At 37.6% G+C, this 22,041-nt stretch carries 11 protein-coding genes; 7 read left to right on the plus strand and 4 right to left on the minus strand.

The annotated features are described in order from the left end of the window. Positions 1–127: 127 nt before the first annotated feature. From JL102_RS07015 to JL102_RS07025, 3 genes are all read left to right on the plus strand, one after another. Positions 128–2,416 carry a GH92 family glycosyl hydrolase gene (locus tag JL102_RS07015; RefSeq protein WP_202243550.1) on the plus strand — a complete coding sequence of 763 codons (2,289 nt, stop codon included), beginning with the start codon at positions 128–130 and terminating at the stop codon, positions 2,414–2,416. A gap of 61 nt (positions 2,417–2,477) precedes the next feature. Further along, positions 2,478–3,740, plus strand: coding sequence for a sugar MFS transporter (locus tag JL102_RS07020; protein WP_202243551.1), 1,263 nt, complete (start codon positions 2,478–2,480; stop codon positions 3,738–3,740). A gap of 156 nt (positions 3,741–3,896) precedes the next feature. Continuing rightward, positions 3,897–4,787 carry an ROK family protein gene (locus JL102_RS07025; RefSeq protein WP_202243552.1) on the plus strand — a complete coding sequence of 297 codons (891 nt, stop codon included), beginning with the start codon at positions 3,897–3,899 and terminating at the stop codon, positions 4,785–4,787. A 272-nt stretch (positions 4,788–5,059) separates the two neighbouring features. On the opposite strand, the gene JL102_RS07030 is transcribed toward JL102_RS07025, so the two are convergent. From JL102_RS07030 to JL102_RS07045, 4 genes are all read right to left on the minus strand, one after another. Continuing rightward, positions 5,060–6,013, minus strand: coding sequence for a hypothetical protein (locus JL102_RS07030; RefSeq protein WP_202243553.1), 954 nt, complete (start codon positions 6,011–6,013; stop codon positions 5,060–5,062). Between the two features lie 231 nt (positions 6,014–6,244). Further along, positions 6,245–8,161, minus strand: coding sequence for a glucosamine-6-phosphate deaminase (gene nagB, locus JL102_RS07035; RefSeq protein ID WP_202243554.1), 1,917 nt, complete (start codon positions 8,159–8,161; stop codon positions 6,245–6,247). A gap of 151 nt (positions 8,162–8,312) precedes the next feature. Further along, positions 8,313–10,469, minus strand: a complete 2,157-nt coding sequence (locus JL102_RS07040) for a glycoside hydrolase family 3 N-terminal domain-containing protein (RefSeq protein WP_202243555.1) — start codon at positions 10,467–10,469, stop codon at positions 8,313–8,315. Between the two features lie 10 nt (positions 10,470–10,479). After that, positions 10,480–11,547 (minus strand): LacI family DNA-binding transcriptional regulator, encoded by a 1,068-nt coding sequence (locus JL102_RS07045; RefSeq protein WP_202243556.1) that lies wholly within the window; start codon positions 11,545–11,547, stop codon positions 10,480–10,482. A 368-nt stretch (positions 11,548–11,915) separates the two neighbouring features. On the opposite strand from JL102_RS07045, the gene JL102_RS07050 reads away from it, so the two are divergent. From JL102_RS07050 to JL102_RS07065, 4 genes are all read left to right on the plus strand, one after another. Further along, the gene (locus tag JL102_RS07050) at positions 11,916–15,086 is read left to right on the plus strand and encodes a SusC/RagA family TonB-linked outer membrane protein (protein ID WP_202243557.1); all 3,171 of its coding nucleotides are present in this window, start codon (positions 11,916–11,918) and stop codon (positions 15,084–15,086) included. A 10-nt stretch (positions 15,087–15,096) separates the two neighbouring features. Further along, a complete protein-coding gene (locus JL102_RS07055; protein ID WP_202243558.1) occupies positions 15,097–16,668 on the plus strand; it encodes a SusD/RagB family nutrient-binding outer membrane lipoprotein in 1,572 nt (523 codons plus the stop codon). Positions 16,669–17,061: 393 nt separating this feature from the next. Further along, entirely contained in the window at positions 17,062–20,151 is a 3,090-nt protein-coding gene (locus JL102_RS07060) for a SusC/RagA family TonB-linked outer membrane protein (RefSeq protein WP_202243559.1), read from the plus strand. A gap of 11 nt (positions 20,152–20,162) precedes the next feature. Further along, a complete protein-coding gene (locus JL102_RS07065) occupies positions 20,163–21,746 on the plus strand; it encodes a RagB/SusD family nutrient uptake outer membrane protein (protein WP_202243560.1) in 1,584 nt (527 codons plus the stop codon). Positions 21,747–22,041 lie beyond the last annotated feature (295 nt).

Raw genomic sequence — 22,041 nt, forward strand, 5'->3', positions numbered from 1 at the left:
AATTATAAAATTATTAGTATAACTTTAACGCAATAAATCGGAGGGTATTAGTAGGTACATTAGTCGTTTCGACCCGTCATTAACTAATGCTTTTGTGCAGACAAGCATGATAAATTAATTAATATTCATGAACAGATTTTCATTATTAGCTGCGATAGCCTTTCTAATCAGCAGCTGCCAAAAGGAGACTCAGGAAACATTAACTAGTGACAGTGAAGTGGTTGAGGATTATACTCAATATGTAGATCAATATATAGGTACCGGTTTTCATGGTCATGTTTTCTTAGGAGCCAACGTTCCTTTTGGAGCAGTGCAGCTAGGACCAACTAACCTTACTGAAGGCTGGGATTGGTGTTCAGGCTATCATTATAGTGATACAACGGTAATTGGCTTTGCCCATACTCACCTCAGTGGTACAGGAATAGGAGATCTAGGCGATATCTTGTTAATGCCTACAAGAGGGGATATAAATCTGAATAGAGGTTCAATTAAAGACTCTACTCAGGAAGATGGATATGTGGCCTTTTATCATCATGAAGATGAAACCATAAAGCCAGGATATTACAGCGTTTGGCTAGATAAATATGATGTTAAAGCGGAGCTTACGGCCACGGCTAGGGCAGGAATGCAGCATTATAAGTATGAGAAAGAAGGCCCATATAATGTTATTATCGATCTTGAAAGAGGAATTGGCTGGGACCTACCAACTAAAACATATGTAGAGCAGGTAGATGAAAAAACTATTAAAGGCTACCGCTATTCAAAAGGATGGGCTGTAGATCAGAAAATTTATTTCTATATGCAATTTTCAGCTCCTATAAGTAAGATAGTTGCAGAGAAGAGAGGAAATTTAGAGGAAAATACGTCAATAGAAGGCGAGAGGGTAAAAGCGGCCTTTGTGTTTAATGAGTTGCCTGAAGGTGAAGTTACGGTTAAAACTGGTATTTCTGCAGTAAGTATTGAAAATGCCAAGGAAAATCTAGAATCTGAGATGCCTAACTGGGATTTTACTGAGATAGCCGCTGCTGCAGATCACGCTTGGAATAAGGAGCTGTCTAAAGTTAAAGTGAAACTACCTACCGAAGACCAGATGAAAGTCTTTTATACTTCTTTATATCATACCATGGTGGCACCATCCATTTTTAGTGATGTAAATGGTGAATATAGAGGTGCGGATGCTAAAACCTATAAGGATACTACTTTTACTAACTATACCACTTATTCTTTGTGGGATACTTATCGTGCGGCACACCCACTTTTTACACTTACACAAAAGGATAAGGTAGAAGATTTCGTAAAAAGCTTTCTGAAAATCTATGAGCAGCAAGGTAAGTTACCCATATGGCATCTTGTAGGTAATGAAACGAATTGTATGGTAGGCTACCCCGGGATACCTGTAGTGGCCGATGCCTATTTTAAAGGCTTTGACGTGGATGGTGAACTTGCATTAGAAGCCATGAAAGCCTCTTCTACCAGAGATGATTTTGGTATGAAATTCATTAAAGAAAGAGGTTATATACCTGCCGATTCTGTAAAGGAATCAGTAGCTAAGGCTCTTGAATATTGTCTGGCAGATAGAAGTATAGCACAGCTGGCCAAGGCATTAGGTAAAGATGAAGATTACGAGTACTACAATAAGCGAGCCCATGCTTATGAGCGCTATTTTGATAAAAAAACCGGTTTTATGAGAGCTGTTATGGCTGATGGAAGCTTTCGAACTCCTTTTAGTCCTTTTAAATCTACTCATATGTGGGGAGATTATACAGAAGGTAATGGCTGGCAGTATACCTGGCTGGTTCCTCATGACGTAGAAGGTCTTATAAAATTATTTGGAAGTGAAGAGGCATTTGAACAAAAACTTGATAGCCTTTTCGTAGTGGAAGGAGATTTAGGAGATGAAGCTTCACCGGATATTTCAGGCCTTATTGGCCAGTATGCACACGGCAATGAACCTAGCCATCACGTCACCTACCTATATAACTACGTAGGTAAGCCTTGGAAAACAGCAGATAAAGTTCGTTACATTATGGATAGCCTTTATACGACTAAGCCTGACGGCATCTGTGGTAATGAAGATGTAGGGCAAATGTCTGCCTGGTATATAATGTCTGCACTTGGTTTTTATCAGGTGAGCCCCTCTAATGGTCAGCTGATATTAGGAAGTCCGCTAATAGAAGAGGCTACTTTAGATATGGATGGAACAATATTGCATATTGAAGTGAAAAATAACAGTACCGAGAATAAATATATTCAGAAAGTATCATTAAACGGTAAAGTATATTTAAACTCATTTATAGCCTATTCAGACTTGGCAAAGGGCGGAGAATTATTGATCGAAATGGGAAGTACACCTTCTAGTGATTGGGGTGTGGCACCGGAGAATAGGCCTGTTTCTATTCCTGCACAGTTTCAATAATATGTTAGGACTTTAGTCCCTGTTATCCATATTAAGAATAATGAAAGTTAAATAGTTAATTATGTCGAAGAGCAAAGGAAACTTTTTCATGTCCATGTGCATCATTGGGACCTTATTTTTTACCATAGGGTTTGCTACATGGGTAAACGGAACATTAATTCCTTATTTACAGATTGCCTGTCAGTTAGAGACAGAAATTCAAGCATATTTGGTGGCTACGGCCTTTTACATAGCTTATACCTTAATGGCTTTGCCTTCCTCTTATGTGCTGGGAAAGGTTGGGTATAAAAAAGGAATGTCTCTATCATTGTTTGTAATGGCTATAGGGGCCATTATATTTGTTCCCGCAGCTACAGTGAGGAGTTTTAACTTATTTTTGGTAGGGCTTTTTATCATTGGTACCGGGTTGGCATTACTTCAAACTGCCGTTAATCCTTATGTTTCAATCATAGGCCCATCGGAGAGTGCCGCCACCAGAATGAGTATCATGGGTATCTCTAATAAAATAGCAGGTATATTAGCCGGGCTCATTTTTGGATATATTACTTTAAGTGATGTAGATGCATTAGAGGCCTCTTTAGCTTCGATGAACGCCCTAGAGAAAGCAGCTACTCTAGATGAATTGGCTTCTAGAGTGATAATACCTTACTATATTATTGCAGCTGTTTTAGCGGTGCTGGCAGTAGTAATTTGGATGTCATCATTACCTGAAATACAAGGAGAAGAAGATGAGGAGGTGCCAGATAATTCAGGCGATACTTCCAGAAGCAGCATATTACAGTTTCCTCATTTATTACTGGGTGTGCTGGCATTGTTTTTATATGTTGGGGTGGAGGTAGTAGCCGGAGATACTATAATAGGCTATGGTAAGTCATTAGATATATCACTCTCAGTGGCACGTTATTTTACGCAAATTACACTAGCTTGTATGCTACTCGGCTATGTCATAGGGATATTCGCTATTCCGAAGTATATTTCTCAAGCTAAGGCTTTAGCTGTTTGTGCTATACTCGGTTTAATATTTTCTGTGGGTGCATTAGTAACTACGGGGTATGTTTCAGTGGCATGCATTGCATTGTTAGGCTTAGCAAACTCATTAATGTGGCCTGCAATATTTCCTTTAGCTATACATAATTTAGGAAAGTTTACTGCACGTGGTTCAGCACTATTAGTGATGGCCATTTCTGGAGGTGCAATTTTGCCTTTAATCTACGGTACCTTGTCTGATATGTATAATGGGCAGCTAGCTTATCTTGTGTTACTGCCATGCTATGCTTATATCTGCTTTTTTGCAGTTAAAGGTCACAAGATAGGATTAAAATAATTCGGTCGATATTTAGCTTATTTTTGAAAATTTCGGTGTGTGCGCACACAAAAAATATTTGCTTTTTAGAGAATTGAAATATATCTTCAAAACACAATTTAAAGAGAATTCAGCAGTATATTAGTTTTTTGAATTTTACTGGTAAAAAATAAAAATATGTCAAATAGGACAATTGTAGGGGTTGATATAGGGGGGACTAGCATCAATATTGGTTTGGTAGAAGCCGGACAATTAGTTAAGAAATTAAAAGTTGCCACGCCAGCGCAAGAAGCTAAGGATGTGGTGATTAAGGCTCTGCTAGATGGAATTGAAAGCATAAAGTCCGGACATGAGGTGCAGGGGATAGGAATTGGGGTTCCTGGCTTATTAGACACTGAAAGAGGTATTGTATATGATTTGGTAAATATTCCTTCTTGGAAAGAATTACATTTGGCAAAAGAGGTGAGTAAATACTTTAATACAGAAGTTTTTATTGGGAATGATGCTAACTGCTTTGTTGTAGGTGAAAAGATGTATGGCAGAGGAGATAGATACAACAGCATAGCAGGAGTGACATTAGGTACGGGCCTAGGAATGGGCTTTGTTTTTAATGAACAACTACATAGTGGGATTATGTCTGCAGCGGGTGAGGTAGGTGCCATTCCTTATATGTTGCACAATTACGAGCATTACTGTAGTGGAAAGTTTTTTTCCAGAGAATTTGGTCTTGATGGCGATGTGGTGTTTCAGGAAGCTCTGGCTGGACATGCTGTTTCTAAAGGAATTTTCAGGCAATTTGGTCTTCATTTAGGCCATTTGTTTAAACATTTGCTGCACATAGTTGCTCCGGAGGCTATTTTTATAGGAGGCTCTATTAAAGATGCTTATCCGTTTTTCTCAGATGCTATGTGGGAGGTGCTTCATACTTTCCCTTACAAAAGAGTGATTGATAACCTGATAGTGGAAAAGTCTGAAATGAATGATGTGGCCATTATGGGAGCAGCAGCGGTTTGTGATATGAATCTTAATTTAAAAGAGAAATCCGATGTTTCCGGAATTGTAATTTAATTAGCGTGATCTATTAAGATCAAAATTGATAGGTGAAAGGCCGTTCTGTACAAGGACGGCTTTTTTTATAGATTTTGAAATGAGGAATTGTATGGTTGTAATTTGTACTCATCTTATATGATTTACAGCCTAGACGGGTATTTAGATATAGGCAAAACTATAATGTCAACGAAGCTGAGTAAAGAAGGAGGAAGCCTATGAAAGGAAGATTTGATTTCTTCTTAGGTGTGATTAAACTTTTTCACGGTACTGTAATAAGGTTTTGAGTAATATTAGGGTTCTATTCGATCAATCATGTCCTGAATATTAGAAGAATTTAGGTTATTAGCTAATGCCTTAACTTCTGAAATCCATTTTTTATCAAAATTTGCTCTTGCTTTTGCTCTCGTAATAGAGTAACAATAAGGCCGAGTGTCAAATGCGGAGATAAGTAGTTTATTAATTTCATCTACGGTCATTTTTGATTTAGTTTGACGTTTTTGCCGCTGTTGAATACCAAATAAAATGTTTTGCTGCACTTTAGGATCTTTGTTTATTTGCTCCTCTCTTATGGAACTCAGTACTAAGAATTTAGTTGGACTGGATTCACTCTGAAAAGCTTTTAATCTGTCATGGCCATCAATAATAATGTAAGCACTAAGACAGGTTAAATACCATACTAATACCGGAGGGCAACAGTTTTCTCGTATTAGCTTACGATACCATTTCACTCTACCACTCTCAGTATAGGGTTCATTTTTTAGTGCTATAATATTACCGCTTTCACCCTCCCAACCTATCCACCGTGGGTTTTCTGAAGAATAGGCATTATCAATATCATAGATGATAACAGAAGTGTTTAAGGATCTGCTTTTATAAGAAGAACCAATAGTAATGGTCCAAAGGCCTTTTGATAGATAAGGGGCCTTTTTATTTCCTAATTGTTTAGCGAAGAATCTGGACCAAAATCTATAATAATCTTCATTCCTGGATTTTTCAATAGTAGCAGAGTTGATGGGGGCTACAGGCATATCTGTTGATTCCCAACGCACAGGGTTTATTAATACCCAAACACCCCAATATTGTTTTCCTAATGTGCCCCATAAGACCGGATGAGACTTGATGCATAATTTGAATCGGCAGTTATGACCTGATTCTAGTAGAGAATTTGAATTACTGTTTTCATTCAGTTCTAGTTTTAACCCCATCCATACTTCAGAGTTGTTGGTAATATCTTTCCAGATCATGGTCCCCTATTAGAGTCTATGTTAAAAGTTTGGTTAGTAACTTCATACAAGGCTACACAATGAACCAATTATTCGCAAGACATAATCGGGTATTGGCAGGCATACCACAAAGCGTAGGTTTGAAGGGGAGGGGCTTAAATGAGAAAAGTTAGGAGGGGTAAAAAACAAAGGCTGCTTCATTTCTCACCCTGAAGCAGCCTAAGACTAACATAACATTACCACTTAACAAAACTAAAAATGGTATCTTACAAAGGCCTCCATGGCCTCATACTCAGTTAAGCCGAGCTTGTCATATAACTGAGCTGTGGTTCTATTGCGATCTTCTGCGCGTTGCCAGAATTCTCGTTTATCATTACCTGGAAATACAGGTGAATCTTTTTGTGATTGGTGTTTGAAAATGGCCTTCCTTTTTCTCATCAATTGCTCAGGGCTAATAGGTATTGCCATTTCAATATCCTCGATATCCCATTCTTGCCATGCACCTCTGTAGAGCCACACATAGCAGTCTTCTAGCCATGCTTCCCCTTGTTCTTTTAATTGAGCGAGTGCCTTAAATATGGCATCAAGACAAACAGCATGCGTGCCATGCGGATCTTGCAAGTCACCTGCTGCAAAAATTTGATGAGGTTTAACCTCTTGTAATAGGTCTACGATTATTTTGATATCAGCCTCGCCAATAGGCTTCTTTTTAACCTGACCAGTTTCATAAAAAGGAAGGTTCAAGAAATGCACATTTTGTTCTTTTACTCCACAGAATCTGCAACCTGCTTCTGCTTCTCCTTTTCTGATAAGGCCTTTAATACTTTTCACTAATGGCTGATCTTGCTCTCCTAGTTTCTTTTCAGCTAGGAATTGCTTTAAGTCTTCAAACTTTTCAGGAAAATCTGATTTAATACCCATAGAATCCATGAATTCTTTGGCAAAAGAAGCGAATCTATAGGCGTCGTCATCAAAAACAGCGATGTTACCTGAGGTTTGATAGGCCACATGTACATCATGTCCCTGATCTACTAAGCGAAGTAGTGTGCCTCCCATAGAGATTACATCATCATCTGGGTGTGGGCTAAATATAATTGATCTCTTTATGGCTGGTGTACTTCTTTCAGGTCTGTTTTTATCATCAGATTCTGGCTTGCCTCCAGGCCATCCGGTAATAGTTTTCTGAATTTCTGCGAATACTTGAATGTTCAAATCATAAGCACTGCCAGACTGTACCAAAAGATCCATAAGCCCAGCTTCTTTGTAATCTTCATCAGTAAGCTTTAAAATAGGCTTATTTATTTTTTGGCTCAACCATGTTACTGCTCTGCGAGTCATTTTCTTATCCCAGTCTACCAAGCTTACTACCCATGGTGTTTTGTACCTGGCTAAGTTGGCAGCTGCCCTTTCGTCTAATACTACGCTAGCATTAGGGTGAGTTTGTAGGAAGGAGGCAGGTACTTCATCTGTGATTTTACCCTCTACCATTTCTTGTACAATTGGGGCCTTTCCTTGTCCCCAGGCTACAAGAATAATCTTTTTAGCTTGCATAATAGTGCCTACACCCATGGTGATAGCACGCAGTGGAACAAACTCTTCTTTAATAAAATCTTTAGCAGCATCAGATACAGTCAGCGGATCTAGTTTCACCATACGGGTAGGAGAGGACAGTGATGAACCAGGTTCGTTAAAACCAATGTGGCCTGTACGTCCTATTCCAAGAAGCTGTAGGTCAAGCCCTCCTAACTTCTCTATTTGTTCGTCATATTCTCTACAATAAGTCTTTACAGCATCTAAAGATAAAGTGCCATCAGGAATATGGATATTCTCTTTTTTAATATCGATATGGTTAAACAGGTTCTCATACATGAAGCGTACATAGCTTTGAAGAGAATCTGGTTCCATCGGGTAATACTCATCTAGGTTGAAAGTAATTACATTACTAAAACTAAGACCTTCTTCCTTATGCATGCGGATTAGCTCTTTGTATATGTTCAAAGGCGAGGCACCGGTAGCTAAACCCAGAACGGCAGGTTTGCCTTCTTGCTGCTTTTCTTTTATGATATCCGCAATTTCTGTAGCTACCACCTGAGAACCTGTAGTATCATCAGGAAATACGGTTACCGGTATTTTTTCTAAGCTCGTTTCGGAATAATTGAGTGCTGACATATTAAAGATTTTAATTAAAGAACCTGTCTTGTTATACAAATATAATGTGTGCGCACACAAATTAAAAATTTAATTGCGTGTGCGCACACAATTTTATTCAATATTTTTTGATTTCGGTCTGATACAAATACAATAAATCTGTTGATTTCGTTTATTTAACACTAAACGAAGCAACAAGTTTTTCATCTTTTGAATCACTACCTAAAATCACTTTATAAGTACCTGAATATACTTTCCATTTACCTTTTTTCAAATCCCATTTACGCAATTCACTTGCAGGAATACTTAATGATACTGTTTCTTCACCATTAGCATTTATTTTAATCTTTTTAAAGGCCCTTAATTCTTTTATTGGCATACGATCCATTTCAGGGTACTGAATATAAGCTTGCACTACTTCTTTAGCTTCATGTTCTGAGCTGTTGCTTACCTTTAAAGAGAATTCTATGGTTTCATCAGCTTTATATTTTTTGGCAGGTTGTTTTTTCCACTCATAGGTAAACTTACCGTAAGTGAGTCCGTAGCCGAAAGGATATTGAACATCACCCTCAAAATAACGATACGTTCTTCCTTTCATGTCATAGCTGGCATAGGGAGGGAGATCGTCAAATGATTTATAAAATGTAATAGGTAATTTTCCAGAAGGAGAGGTCTCACCAAAAATAATATCAGCAAGCGCATTTCCACCTTGCTCACCTGAGTACCATGCGAAAATGATAGCATCAGAGTAAGTCTCTATGGCAGAAATATCCACAGCACTTCCTGCTGTTACTACAGTAATAATAGGTTTATTATGCTTTGCCCTAAGCGCCTTTAGATAGGCAATGTGTGCAGCAGGAATGCTTAAATCTTTTTTATCACCACCATTGGCTGCTAAAAAAGCATCACCTTCTTCACCTTCTAAAACGGGAGTAAGGCCAATAACAGCAATAGTTAGATCACTATTTTCAGCTGCCCATTCGCCTCCAAAATGCGTGGTATCAGTGTAGTTAGAGCCAAGGTCGTACTGTACTGCTGTTTCAGGACCTGCCGCGGCGGTAATACCTTCAGCGTACGTAACTATGTTGCTAGATATTCCATGATAGTTGCCCAGCATGGCATCTAGTGAGCCGGAATTAGAACCAACTACTACCATACTACCATATTCTTCTTTATTTAGAGGCAATAGGTTATCAGCATTTTTTAATAAAACCATACTTTCTTCTGCTGCTTGCTTGCTGAGCGTTATGTTTTGAGTATTGTGAACATCGTCTCTGCCTAATTTTGAAAAAGGTACTAGGCTAGCATCGTCAAAAAATCCAAGTTTGAATAATGTGATAAGATTAGGAGCTAAGGCTTTATCTAAGTCTTCTTCAGTAAGTAAACCTTGCTCTATGGCAGGCATAAGCTCTGCTTGCATCAGGTTAGAACAGTCTAGGTTAACGCCAGCTTTTACCGCGGCTACGGCCACTTCTGTAGCAGTGCCCATTACTTTATGGCGGGCATAAATGTCTTCTAGTGCCCAGCAATCTGTAACGATGTGCCCCTGGAAGTTCCATTCGCCTTTTAATATATCTTCAAGCAAGGTTTCACTGGTGCAGCAAGGCTCACCATTCACTCTGTTATAAGCACACATGATGGATTCTACGCCACCATCTACTAATTTTTCAAAAGCATATAAATAGGTCTCTCTTAAGTCTTTTTCATCAACTATGGCATTGAACTTATGCCTATCAGCTTCAGGTCCACTGTGTACGGCCAAGTGCTTGGCGGCAGATGATACTTTTAAATAATTGGGATCATCTCCTTGCAGGCCATTCATAAAAGCCAGGCCCATTTGAGATGTTAGAAAGGGATCTTCTCCGTAGGTTTCTTGTCCTCGGCCCCACCTAGGGTCTCTGAATAAGTTAATATTAGGAGACCAGAAAGACAGTCCCATGTATTGAAGGTGTCTGTTTTTAGCCACAGCCAGATTATATTTTGCTCTGGCCTCCGTAGAAATGACATCAGCTACTTCATGGACGAGCTCATCATTAAATGTGGCAGCCATAGCTATAGCCTGAGGAAAAACAGTAGCATTACCAGCTCTTGCTACACCATGTAAGCCTTCATTCCACCAATTGTATTTAGGTATTCCCAAGCGTTCTACACCGTTATTGTTATATCCCATGAGGGATATTTTCTCTTCTACAGTAAGCTCAGTGAGTAGTTTAGTAACCCTGGTCTGAGTAGAGAGATTGGGGTTTCGGAAGTCCTCCTGAGCAATGCAAAAGGAGGAGGAAAAGAAAAGAAAGATTAAGAAACATTTTTTGATTGTGTTTAAAGTCATTTTAAAAAGTTTAATGAATTTTAGATCTTACATAAGAGTCCAGATTCTGTCTGGTTATTATCTCTAAAGGAAAAAGCTCCTCATGTGGAGGCTCCTTCTTAAATAATAAAAGGTTGGCCAAGTAGGAAATTCCCACGCTAGCCTGTCGGTTAGGGCTTTGATTGATTAAAAAGTCGATTGTACCTTTTCTCAAATATTCTATATTTTCATTAAGTAAATCATAACCTACTAATCTGATGTCATCCTTTTTTAATTCTTCGAGAAGAGATGCTGTTTTATAAGTACCTTTTGAGGTAGTTATAAATATACCATGAATGTCATCATCTTTAATCAGGTGCTTCAGTTCTATTTTGAAAGCAGGGTGTTCAGGGTCACTTAAACCAAAACGAATAATTTCATAAGGATTATCCAGTTCATTGAAATAATCTCTCATCCCTGCCTCTTTATCCTTTAGGTGTATGGAGTTTTCCACATCTTCATAAAGGTGCAGAATAGCTATTTTGTTTTTATCGCTTTTTCCTAAATCTAGTAGTTCGGCTGCTACTCGTCCGCTTTGATAAAGATCCTGACCAATGAAACACATAGATGATGAATTAGCAATCTTAGTATTGAATAGCACATAAGGGACCCCTTGCTTTTTAAGTGCTTTAAATAACTCTTCAGATTCTCTGAAGAAAATTGGAGCAATTAGTACACCATCAGGTTCAAGTGTCATTACTTCAGCTATGGTTTTTGAAAAATCATTGCTGTTATAAAGGTCAAAATGCTTTGCTATTATTTCTACACTGTATTGAGACCACTCATCAACCGCCTGTTCTATGCCAGAATTAGATAGTGCCCAGTAGTCATCCTGATCAGGGTCAGGAGTAAGAGCTACCAGTCTTAGGGTTTTATTAGACCCCAGGGTACGTGCTAGCAAATTAGGTTGGTAGCCAGTTTGGTTGAGAATCTTTTCCACTTTTTTACGAGCTTCTTCAGATACTCTGCCTCTTCTATGGATAACACGATCTACCGTTCCTACTGATACACCTGCCATCTTAGCAATGTCTTTTATCCTGATGTTTCTTTGGTTCTTCATTAGTGAGATATTAAGCCAACCAAAATTAATTAATAAATTTTATCATTTGATGCTAAAAATCTTCTTCTTCCCTTGAATAACAATAAAATTAATAAATCTTTTGTCTTACTGGTGTTTTCGCAAACAAATAAATTGTGTGCGGACACTAAATAAATAAAAAATTTTGATATTATTGGAGATGTAATTAATTTGAGAGAAATTTAAAGTAGTTGTCTATCTTATCTATTTATTTAGAATTTCCTTTAATGATCACAGCGGTATGAGATTTTTAAAAGAATGGATAGAAGCGTTGGCATTATCTTAGTTTTGTAATGCTTTTAATATTTTTTTCTTTAGTAGGTGTTTTTTTTATTTAAACTATATTCTTTATGAAGCAAAACTACAGCAAAAGACAGGAGCGTCTTTTTCATTGCGGAGGTAATGAAGGCAGATGCAGAGGGTCAAAATGGATTTTTTTACAATCTCTTGTTCTGTTGTTTTTCATAGGCATCAGTAGTGCTTATGCTCAACAAACAGTAACAGGTACAGTGACCGAGGAGGACACCGGAGATACACTTCCGGGTGTTACAGTAATCATAAAAGGTAGCGGTTCCGGAACAATTACAGATGGGAACGGTTCTTTTTCAATTTCTGCTAATGCGGAAGACATATTAGTTTTTTCTTTTGTGGGCTTTGCTCAGGAAGAAGTGCTTGTAGGTACACAAACTAATATTACGGTATCATTAAAGCAAGACACGCAAGAGTTGCAAGAGGTGGTAATCACTGCGTTTGGTGTAAAGCGTGAAAAGAAGGAGATTACTTACTCTGCTCAGAATGTTTCAACAGAAGAGCTTTCTGAAGCACGATCTCTTAACGTAGCGAATTCCCTTTCAGGAAAAGTAGCAGGACTTAACTTTTCAACCACTGGTGCAGGTGTAGGGAGTTCATCCAGGATCACTCTTAGAGGTAATAGATCCCTAACAGGGAATAACCAGCCTTTATATGTAGTGGATGGTGTTCCTATCGATAATTCCATACAAAATACAGCTAGGGCAGATATAGGCGGGACTACTACTTTTGATGGTATATCTAACCTTAATCCGGAAGATATAGAGTCTATGTCTGTGCTCAAGGGACCATCAGCGGCAGCGCTATATGGAACCAGAGCTAGTAATGGTGTTATTATAATCACCACTAAAAGTGGAAAGAAAACAAGAGGTGCCAAAGTTACAGTATCTTCTAACCTGATGATTTCTAAGGCGTACGATATGATGAATCTTCAAGATGAGTATGGTCAAGGTGCTGAGGGTACTTATGATCCTACTTCGCAGACTAGTTGGGGGCCGAAGATGCAAGGTCAGTCTGTAGAGTCATGGCAGCTTTCTTTAAATCCTAACTACAATGGTCCGAAAACCTATAGTTTTACTCCACAACCCGATAATGTTATGGATTTTTTCAAAACAGGTTATAACTGGGCAAAAACGATTAGCGTTAATACTGGTAATGATAAATTTCAGGGATATTTTTCTTATACCAATACAGAGGCAGAGGGTATTGTGACAGGCAATGAATTGGATAGGCATAATGCCACTGTAAGATTGACTGGAGATCTTTCTGATAAATTTAAATTGGATGTTAAAGCTAATTACATTCAGCAAAAAGTTGAAAATGTCCTTAATACAGGTGAAAATTCTGTAGGAGAAGCTGTTTATGCTTTGCCTAGAAGTATGCCTTACGACCAATATAAAAATTACTCTTATTACGATGAATTAGGAGAAATAAGACAATATTTTCCTAAAGCAGAAGAAACAGGGGCTACCAATAACCCATTTTGGATGGCTAGAATGAGACCTAGAACAGATGAAAGAAATCGTTTTATTGGAATGGCATCATTGAGCTATAACATAATAGACAATTTAAATATTCAAGGTAGGGTTGGTATAGATCAAAGCACTGATAATACTAGACAAGCTAGATATGCTTCAAAGTCAGCTATGGGTGATGATCATGGAAGTATCTCTGAAACACAAGGATTGAAAAAGGAGCTTAATACAGATGTGTTAATCACTTATGATAAATCTTTTGGTAACTTCTCTGTGAATATAAGCGCAGGAGCCAATGCACTTTACCAAGATAGAACATATACAACAGTTGAAGGTTCTCTTTCAAAAAGGAACTATTTCTCATTACGTAACCTAAGAACTAACACGGTTACTCCTAATGTTTTTGAAAAGAAGATAAACTCAGTCTATGGATCGGCTAGGATAGGGTTTATGAATTATCTTTTCTTAGATGTTACAGGGAGAAATGACTGGTCGTCAGCATTGCCTGCAGATAATAGATCATTTTTCTACCCTTCTGTAGGGTTAACAGGTGTATTTACTGACATGTTCGATATTCAGTCAGATGTTTTGACTTTCCTTAAAGCAAGAGCATCATATGCTCAGGTAGGTAATGATACAGATCCATATAGAATATATCAATCATATATTTATAATGGAGCTAATGCCGGGCTTATAGCAGCTAATCCACTCAAGTTGAACCCAAATCTGAAGCCTGAAATATCTTCTTCGTTAGAATTTGGCTTAGATGCAAGATTTTTCAATAATCGTATTGGAGTCGATATTACGTACTTCAAAACAAACACTAAGGATCAGATCTTTACGGTGAATCTACCTGAATCATCTGGATATTCTGAAGAGGTAGTAAACGGGGGAGAAGTTGAGAATAAGGGAGTTGAAGTGGTGCTTAATGGATCAGTTATTGAAAATAGAGCAGTTACTTGGGATATGACTGCCAATTTTTCAACATATACTACTGAAATCGTGAATATTAGAGAAGGGCAAGATGAGTTGATTCTGCGAGCAGGAGGAGAAAGGTTTGTTATAACAAAACTAACTAAAGGTGGAGAATATGGAGATCTGTATATTAAAGGATTTCAAAAGACTGAAAATGGAAAAGTGCTAGTTGGGGAAGATGGATTACCTATGTCGACACCAGGTTTTGATATTAAAGCTGGGAATTTTACGCCAGATTGGACTGCTGGTCTTCAGAATAGATTGTCTTATAAGAACTTTTCACTAAGCTTTTTAGTGGATTTCAGGATTGGTGGTGAAGTGCTTTCATATACACAAGCTAGAACCGCTGGCTTAGGTGTAAGTGATAGAACCTTGGCAGGTAGAGATGGCTTTATTGTAGATGGAGTTATTGTCAACGATGACGGCACTACGTCAAAAAATTCTACAAAGGTAACAGCTGAGGAGTATTGGACAAAGGTAGGGCAAAGGGATCCTATTGGTGAAGAGTTTATTTATGATGCTACCAATATTAGGTTAAGAGAGGTTATTCTAGGTTATTCACTTCCTAGCTCTATTTTGCAATCTACTCCGTTTTCTGCAGCAACAATTTCTCTGGTAGGAAGAAATTTATTTTTCATCGTAAATAAAGCGGAATATTTTGATCCTGAACAAGGAGTTGGAGTAGGTAATTTGCAAGGTATTGAGTCTTTTAATTTGCCTGCAGTTAGAAACTATGGATTTAATGTAAAGTTGAATTTCTAAAAAAATCGAAATGAAATTAAAGAAACTATATTATATTTTATCATTTGTACTTGTGCTATGCATATCGTGTACAGATGACTTTGATGAAATGAATCAGGATCCTAATACATTAACCGAAGAGCAAATAGATGCTACCATGGCAGGTCCTGCATTTGCCAATGTTCTTTATAAAGGTATTCATCAGGGGTCTAATACAGGTGTGTATGATGATCAGGGTACTTATGGTCTCATTACTATGTTGCAGTCTATGACCTTTGTGCATTATCTGTCAACTACGAGTAGTACTTTTGCCACAGAAAGGAATGGCATAAATGATGGATGGGTGAATAGAGGTTGGTTAAGGTTCTATACTCAAGCATTACCTTCTTTGAATATTGCTTATGAGAGTGCTGAGGGTAATGCAGAAGCGATAGCAGTATTGGATATTTGGAAGGTGTTTATTTTTCATCAAATGACAGATGAGTGGGGGCCAGTACCTTATTCTGAGGCTGGTAATGGAAAGTCTTCAGTGGCTTATGACTCACAGCAGAAGATGTATGATGATTTCTTCAATTTATTAGCTTCTGCTGAGAAAACACTTAGCTCAACTAGTGAAAGTACAGTGGGTATTTTTGCATCTTATGATCGTATTTATGACGGAGATATAGCTAAGTGGAGAAAATTTGGCAATTCATTGAGGCTGAGATTGGCTTTAAGGATCTCTGATGTAGATCCTGCCAAAGCGAAAGTTGAGGCTGAAGCGGCTATAAATGCAGGTGTTATGCAATCAAATGGTGATGCTGCTTTTTTTAAAGTAAGTCAGTATACAGATAATAACTTTGTAAAAATAGCTCCAGCATGGGGTTTTGTAATGACGAGCTCAATGGAGAGTTTGTTGAAAGGCTATAATGATCCGAGGATGGAGATCTGGTTTGCGCCCTCTCTTAAGGAAACTTACACTGGTCAGCCTAATGGAAGAGGTGTGACTAGAGCATGGAATGATTCAACGTTGAGTTTCGTTAATAATGCTACTTTTGGAGATCAATTATTTGCTACTAAACCTATCGAAGTTATGCTTACTTCTGAAACTTATTTTAACTTGGCAGAGGCAGCGCTTAATGGTTGGAATGTAACCAATACAGCCCAAAACTACTATGAGCAAGGAATTAGCTTGTCACTCGAACAGTGGCAGGTGAAAGATCAAACTACAATAGATAACTATATTACAGGAAGTTCTGTACCTGTGAAACCTGATTTGGTAGATGCCTATGCTCAGAATGGATTAGATACCAATCCTCCAGTCAAAGTAGCGGTGAGCTGGGCTGCTAGTGAGCAAGATCAGAGAACTCAAATTGCGGTTCAGAAATACTTGGCATTATTCCCAGAGTCTTGGGAGACTTGGGCTGATCTTAGAAGAACTGATGCTAATATTTTGTATCCATTGTTAAATACTGATAACCCAGATGTGGGCAGAGGATTAATGAAAAGATTAACCTATTTAGATAGTGAAACTACTTCTAATGCTGAAGAGGTGAAAGCCGCCATCAATCTTTTAGGTGGCCCGGATAATGGAGCTACGAGAGTATGGTGGGATGTGAAGTAATTCTAAATTAACATTCATATTAAACTAAAAAGGCTGCCTTATGGCAGCCTTTTTTTTATGCCCATGCACTAACCTAACTAGTAGATTTTGTGGTGTTTACCTTTAATGATATTGTTAATTATCAAGACTTAATATAAATTACATTTTTATGTGCGCGCAAACAAATTTATTGTGCGCGCACACAAATAATAGAATTAATTTTGTTTTTAGAAAATATCGTGTTTAGTTTGATGGCCAGTTAGGTGTTCTTCAAATATTATTCATACAAGATCAGATATAGTTTGATCATTTTTTAGAATAAAAGGGGGTAATACTATAGTTGGTGGCTTTATTTCCCCTTAGGAGTGAAGCAGACTTTTATGTCTATCATTTTTTAAAATTTATTAACATGTTATGAAGCACGATTACAGCAATCAGCTCAATTCGTTAAATGTTTTGAGTTTAACAAAGACTGCTTTAAAGGCAACTTTAAAAGCAGAGAAATTAATCATGCAGTTCCTGTTAATGGTACTTTTAGTAGTGTTTAATCAGGCGCAGGCTCAAAGTCCAATAAGTGGAACTGTATTAGAAGAAACTACTGGGGACCCTCTTCCAGGGGTTACCGTTATGTTAAAAGGCACCTCAACAGGAACCATTACAGATGGTACAGGTCGTTTTGCATTAGAGGCATCTCCTGATGACATCCTCGTATTTTCTTTTGTAGGGTTCACCAGGAGAGAAATTAGCGTAGGAAATCAAACGGATTTTTCTGTGACTCTTGAAGAAGATATTACAGAACTGCTAGAAATTGTAGTGGTAGGGTACGGAGAGCAAAAAAAGGAAAACCTGACAGGTGCAGTAGCATCTATTGAGGCTAAAACTATTGTTACACGTCCTGTCGGTCAGGTTTCTACGGCGCTACAAGGTGTCTCTCCAGGTGTCACAGTGACACAGAGTAGCGGCCAACCTGGTGCTGACCAAGGAACTATCCGTATAAGAGGTATTGGTACATTTAATGACAATGCACCATTAGTTTTGGTTGATGGTGTTCAATACGATATCAATGATATTGATCCTAACGACATTGAGTCAGTATCAGTTTTGAAAGATGCTGCTGCTTCATCGATATACGGAGTTAGAGCTGCAAATGGTGTTATATTAATTACTACCAGGAGAGGAGAAAAAGGCGCTCCAAAAATATCTTATAACAACTATTTTGGGTGGCAAAGACCTACAAAATTACCTGATTATGTAGGTGCGCAAAAGTATATGGAGTTAATCAATCTCAGAAATAATAATTCTGGAGGTAGTGATTTTTATTCCCAAGCTCAAATAAATGCCTATAATGATCCAAATAGAAATGTTTATGAAAATCCTGATGTAAATTGGTTTGAAGAGGTCTTGAGTGGTAGCGGTTTTCAACAAAGCCATAGTTTAGGTATTGCGGGTGGTGCAGAAAACATTAAATATCGTTTCTCTACTAATTATTTTGATCAAAAGGGTTTAGTAGAAAATATGGATTTTGATAGAATTACCGTTAGATTAAACACTGATATTAATTTAACTGATAAGCTGAAATTCAATGCTGATATTTCAGCCAAAATTTCGGATCGTAGTGAGCCTCAAGGTCAAGAAGGTTCTGCTTGGTATCAATTTGGACAAGCAGCAATTACTAACCCTTTAAGTCCAATCAAAAATTCTGATGGTGAATGGGTACTTGTAAGAGGGCAACATAACGCATTGCGTCTTCAAGAAGAAGGAGGATTATATGAATATAAGGAAAATCTTTATATGGGTAATTTTCGAGCTGATTATGAAATTATAGAAGGTTTAACAGTTAGTGGTTTGGCATCTATTAATAATAGCTCACAATATAATAGTCAACATAACAAAAAATTATGGTATGGCACTAGTAGCTATGGAATGAATGAGGTATATAAAACTTCTGTTGATTTTTGGTTTACTAATATTCAGGGTTTGTTGAATTACAAAAAGACTTTTGGAGAACATTCAATTCAGGTACTTGGCGGTATTTCAAGATTAACTAGAAGAACAGATAACTTAGTTGGTTATCGTAGAAATATACCTAGTACTGATTTAGAACAATTAAATGCCGGTGAAGCGGAAGGTCAAAGTGCTACAGGTACAGCATACAGATATGCTTTACAGTCGTATTTTGGAAGAATAAACTATTCATATAAAGATAGATATTTACTTGAAGCAAATATAAGAAGAGATGGTTCTTCAAGGTTTGCAGATGGACAAAAGTGGGGCACATTCCCTTCATTTTCTGCAGGATGGCTTATTTCTAGAGAAGCATTCATGAAGGATGTGACTTTTATTGATGAGTTGAAACTTCGTGGTTCATGGGGTAAATTAGGAAATGATAATACTTTAGATGGTAGTGGAAGTTTGGATTATTACCCATATCAATCAACAATTGCATTAAGTAGTTATCCTTTTGGTGGTTCACTAACTCAGACAGCATCGTTATCAAATTATCCTAATCAATTCCTTACATGGGAAACTACTCAAATGACTGATTTTGGTATCGACCTAGTTGTTTTAAATGGAAAAATTGATGCTACTTTTGATTATTATGTAAAAACTACTGATGATATCTTATTGCAATTGCCTTTAACTAATTCCTTAGGGTTTACTGAACCTTTTCAGAATGCAGGTAGCATTAGAAATGAAGGATGGGAATTCGCTGTGAATTATCATGGCACTGTTGGAAGTGACTTTACTTATACTGTAGGTGGTAATATTGCTGATGTGAAAAATGAAGTAACTGATATGAGAGGTACTGATTATTTAGCTACTGATGGTAACGGAATCGTAACTTCATATCAAGTCGGAGATCCTATTGGTGCTTACTATGGATATATCTCTGATGGTATATTTCAATCACAGGCTGAAGTTGATGCTCACGCTTCGCAGCCAGGTGGCACTATTGGAGCAGGAGATTTAATTTATAGAGACGTAGAAGAAGATGGAGTAATTAACTCCGAAGATAGAGTTTATTTAGGTAGTAATATTCCGCGATATACTTATGGTATAAATTTGGGAGCAGAATATAAAAACTTCTCTTTCTCCGCGTTTTTACAAGGGGTTGCAAAGGTAGATATAAATACAATGCCTATTTTAGAAGCTCCTGTTAATAGTGATGGAAACTTTAGAGGTATCCATGAAGATAGCTGGACTCCTGAAAATACAGGTGCAGAATATCCAAGATTAGTTACAAGTGATCAAAACTATCAATCATCTTCTTATTGGGTGAAAAGCGGAGCCTATTTAAGATTAAAAAATGTTAGACTTAACTATAGGTTACCATCTACCTGGTTGGAGAGAGTAAATATTTCTCATGTTAGTTTATTTGTTAGTGGTCAAAACTTATTGACATTCACAGGACTAGAAGATGGAATAGATCCAGAAGCTCCTAATGACACTCGTTATTATCCACAAGTTAAGGTTTATACTTTTGGAGTGAATGTAAACTTTTAAGAACCAGAAATATGAAAAATAAAGTAAATATATTAATAACATTTTTATTTGTATCAGTACTGTTCGGTTCCTGCGATACTGATGATTTCTTAGATGAACAACCTACTGATGAACTTTTTGAGGAAATCTACTGGACAAACGAAGATGAAGTACAGGCTGCAGTTAACGGAGCTTACAGATTTTTAAGGGATGATTATTATAGAACTTTTATTTCTGGCGCTACTGATGATAGCTATGCTTGGAGTACATGGCCAGCAGATGTTTTATATGTAGGAAATGGTGCGGCAACAACCACTACCGGATATTTTGCCCATTTTTGGGAGCAGAATTACAAGATTATTGGAGCGGCTAATTTGGTATTAGATAATATTGATCAAGTAGAGGGCTCTGATAGCACTTTGAATGTGTCAAGAGGTGAAGCTATGTCATTGAGAGCTTATGCGTATCAGCAATTGATAGGGCTTTATGGAGATGTTCCGTTAGTTGATCATGTTCAAAGTTGGGAAGAATTAAAGCCTGAATTGAGTACAAGAGAGACAATAGCTACATGGATTGTAGATGAATTGACTCAAGCAGCAGAATACCTTCCTGTTTCATATCCTAGTGGTCATACTGGTAGGATAACTAAAGGAGCGGCGTTGGCTATTAAAGCGAGAGTTCTTTTATATGAAGGTGATTGGCCTTCTGCAGCAGCTGCTGCTGAGGAGGTGATCGAACTGGGAAGTTATTCGATTGACTCAGATTATTTGTCATTATTTGATGGAACAAATAAACAAAGTCCAGAGATTTTATTAGCAGCCCAATATTTAACTAATAGTAGAAATGCTATAGCAACTTGGGTTGGTGGTCCTGCTGTGGGAGGTTGGAGCCAAATAGTGCCATTACAAAGCTTGATTGATGCTTATGAGATGACTGATGGTATGACAAAAGATACATCTCCTTTATATGATGAAAATAATCCTTTTGAGAATAGAGACCCAAGGCTGGCGATGACAGTTATACTTCCTGGAGGTACTGTAAATGGCGTTGTAGTTGATGTAACTGACACGGTCAGTGAAAATATTAATGCTTTAGGTAAGAATAATGCATCATATACAGGATACTATTATAGGAAATATGTGGCGCAGGATATTGCGGGTGATTGGGGATCTAGATCATATAACGATGAAGTTTTAATTAGATATGCTGAAGTTCTACTTACTTATGCTGAAGCTAAAATTGAAGCAGGTCAGATTGATGGTACTGTTTTGGATGCAATTAATCAGGTAAGACAGAGGTCAGGTGTTGAAATGCCGGCTGTTACGACTACATCAGCGGCAGAATTAAGGGAGATTATAAGAAGGGAACGCAGAGTAGAGTTCGCCTTAGAAGAGCATAGACTATTTGATATTCGTAGATGGCGTATAGCAGAAAATGTTATGCCTGGAACAGTATATGGAATATTTAATGACTTTAATCAGGAAAGAGGAGACTACGGTCAAAACATATTGGTAGAAACAAGAATTTTCGATCCTTCTAAAGATTATTTATGGCCTATTCCTCAGCAGGAAATGGACTTAAATGAGAATCTAAAGCCAACGAGTGGTTGGTATTAAATGAGGCTATAATTCAATATAGTATAGGTTAATTTTTCAACTTTTGAAAGGCCGTGTTCTCGTAGGGACACGGCTTTTTTTATTTGTAATTGGGCTCTACTTTTGAAGTACTTTTATGCTCGTGATGATTGAGGGGGTGTATCTTGTATCAACTAATGAGATACTTATGCTCAGTCATACGCTAAGCCTTTGAGAGGAAAGCATCTTTGTGTAATACGCTTCATTGATGATATTGATCAATCATATTGCGTGTATGTGCATTAGATTAGTTTATAGAAGATAATGAAAAAATGTG

The organism is Fulvivirga sediminis (genome assembly GCF_016757215.1).
GTDB classification, from domain to species: Bacteria; Bacteroidota; Bacteroidia; order Cytophagales; family Cyclobacteriaceae; genus Fulvivirga; species Fulvivirga sediminis.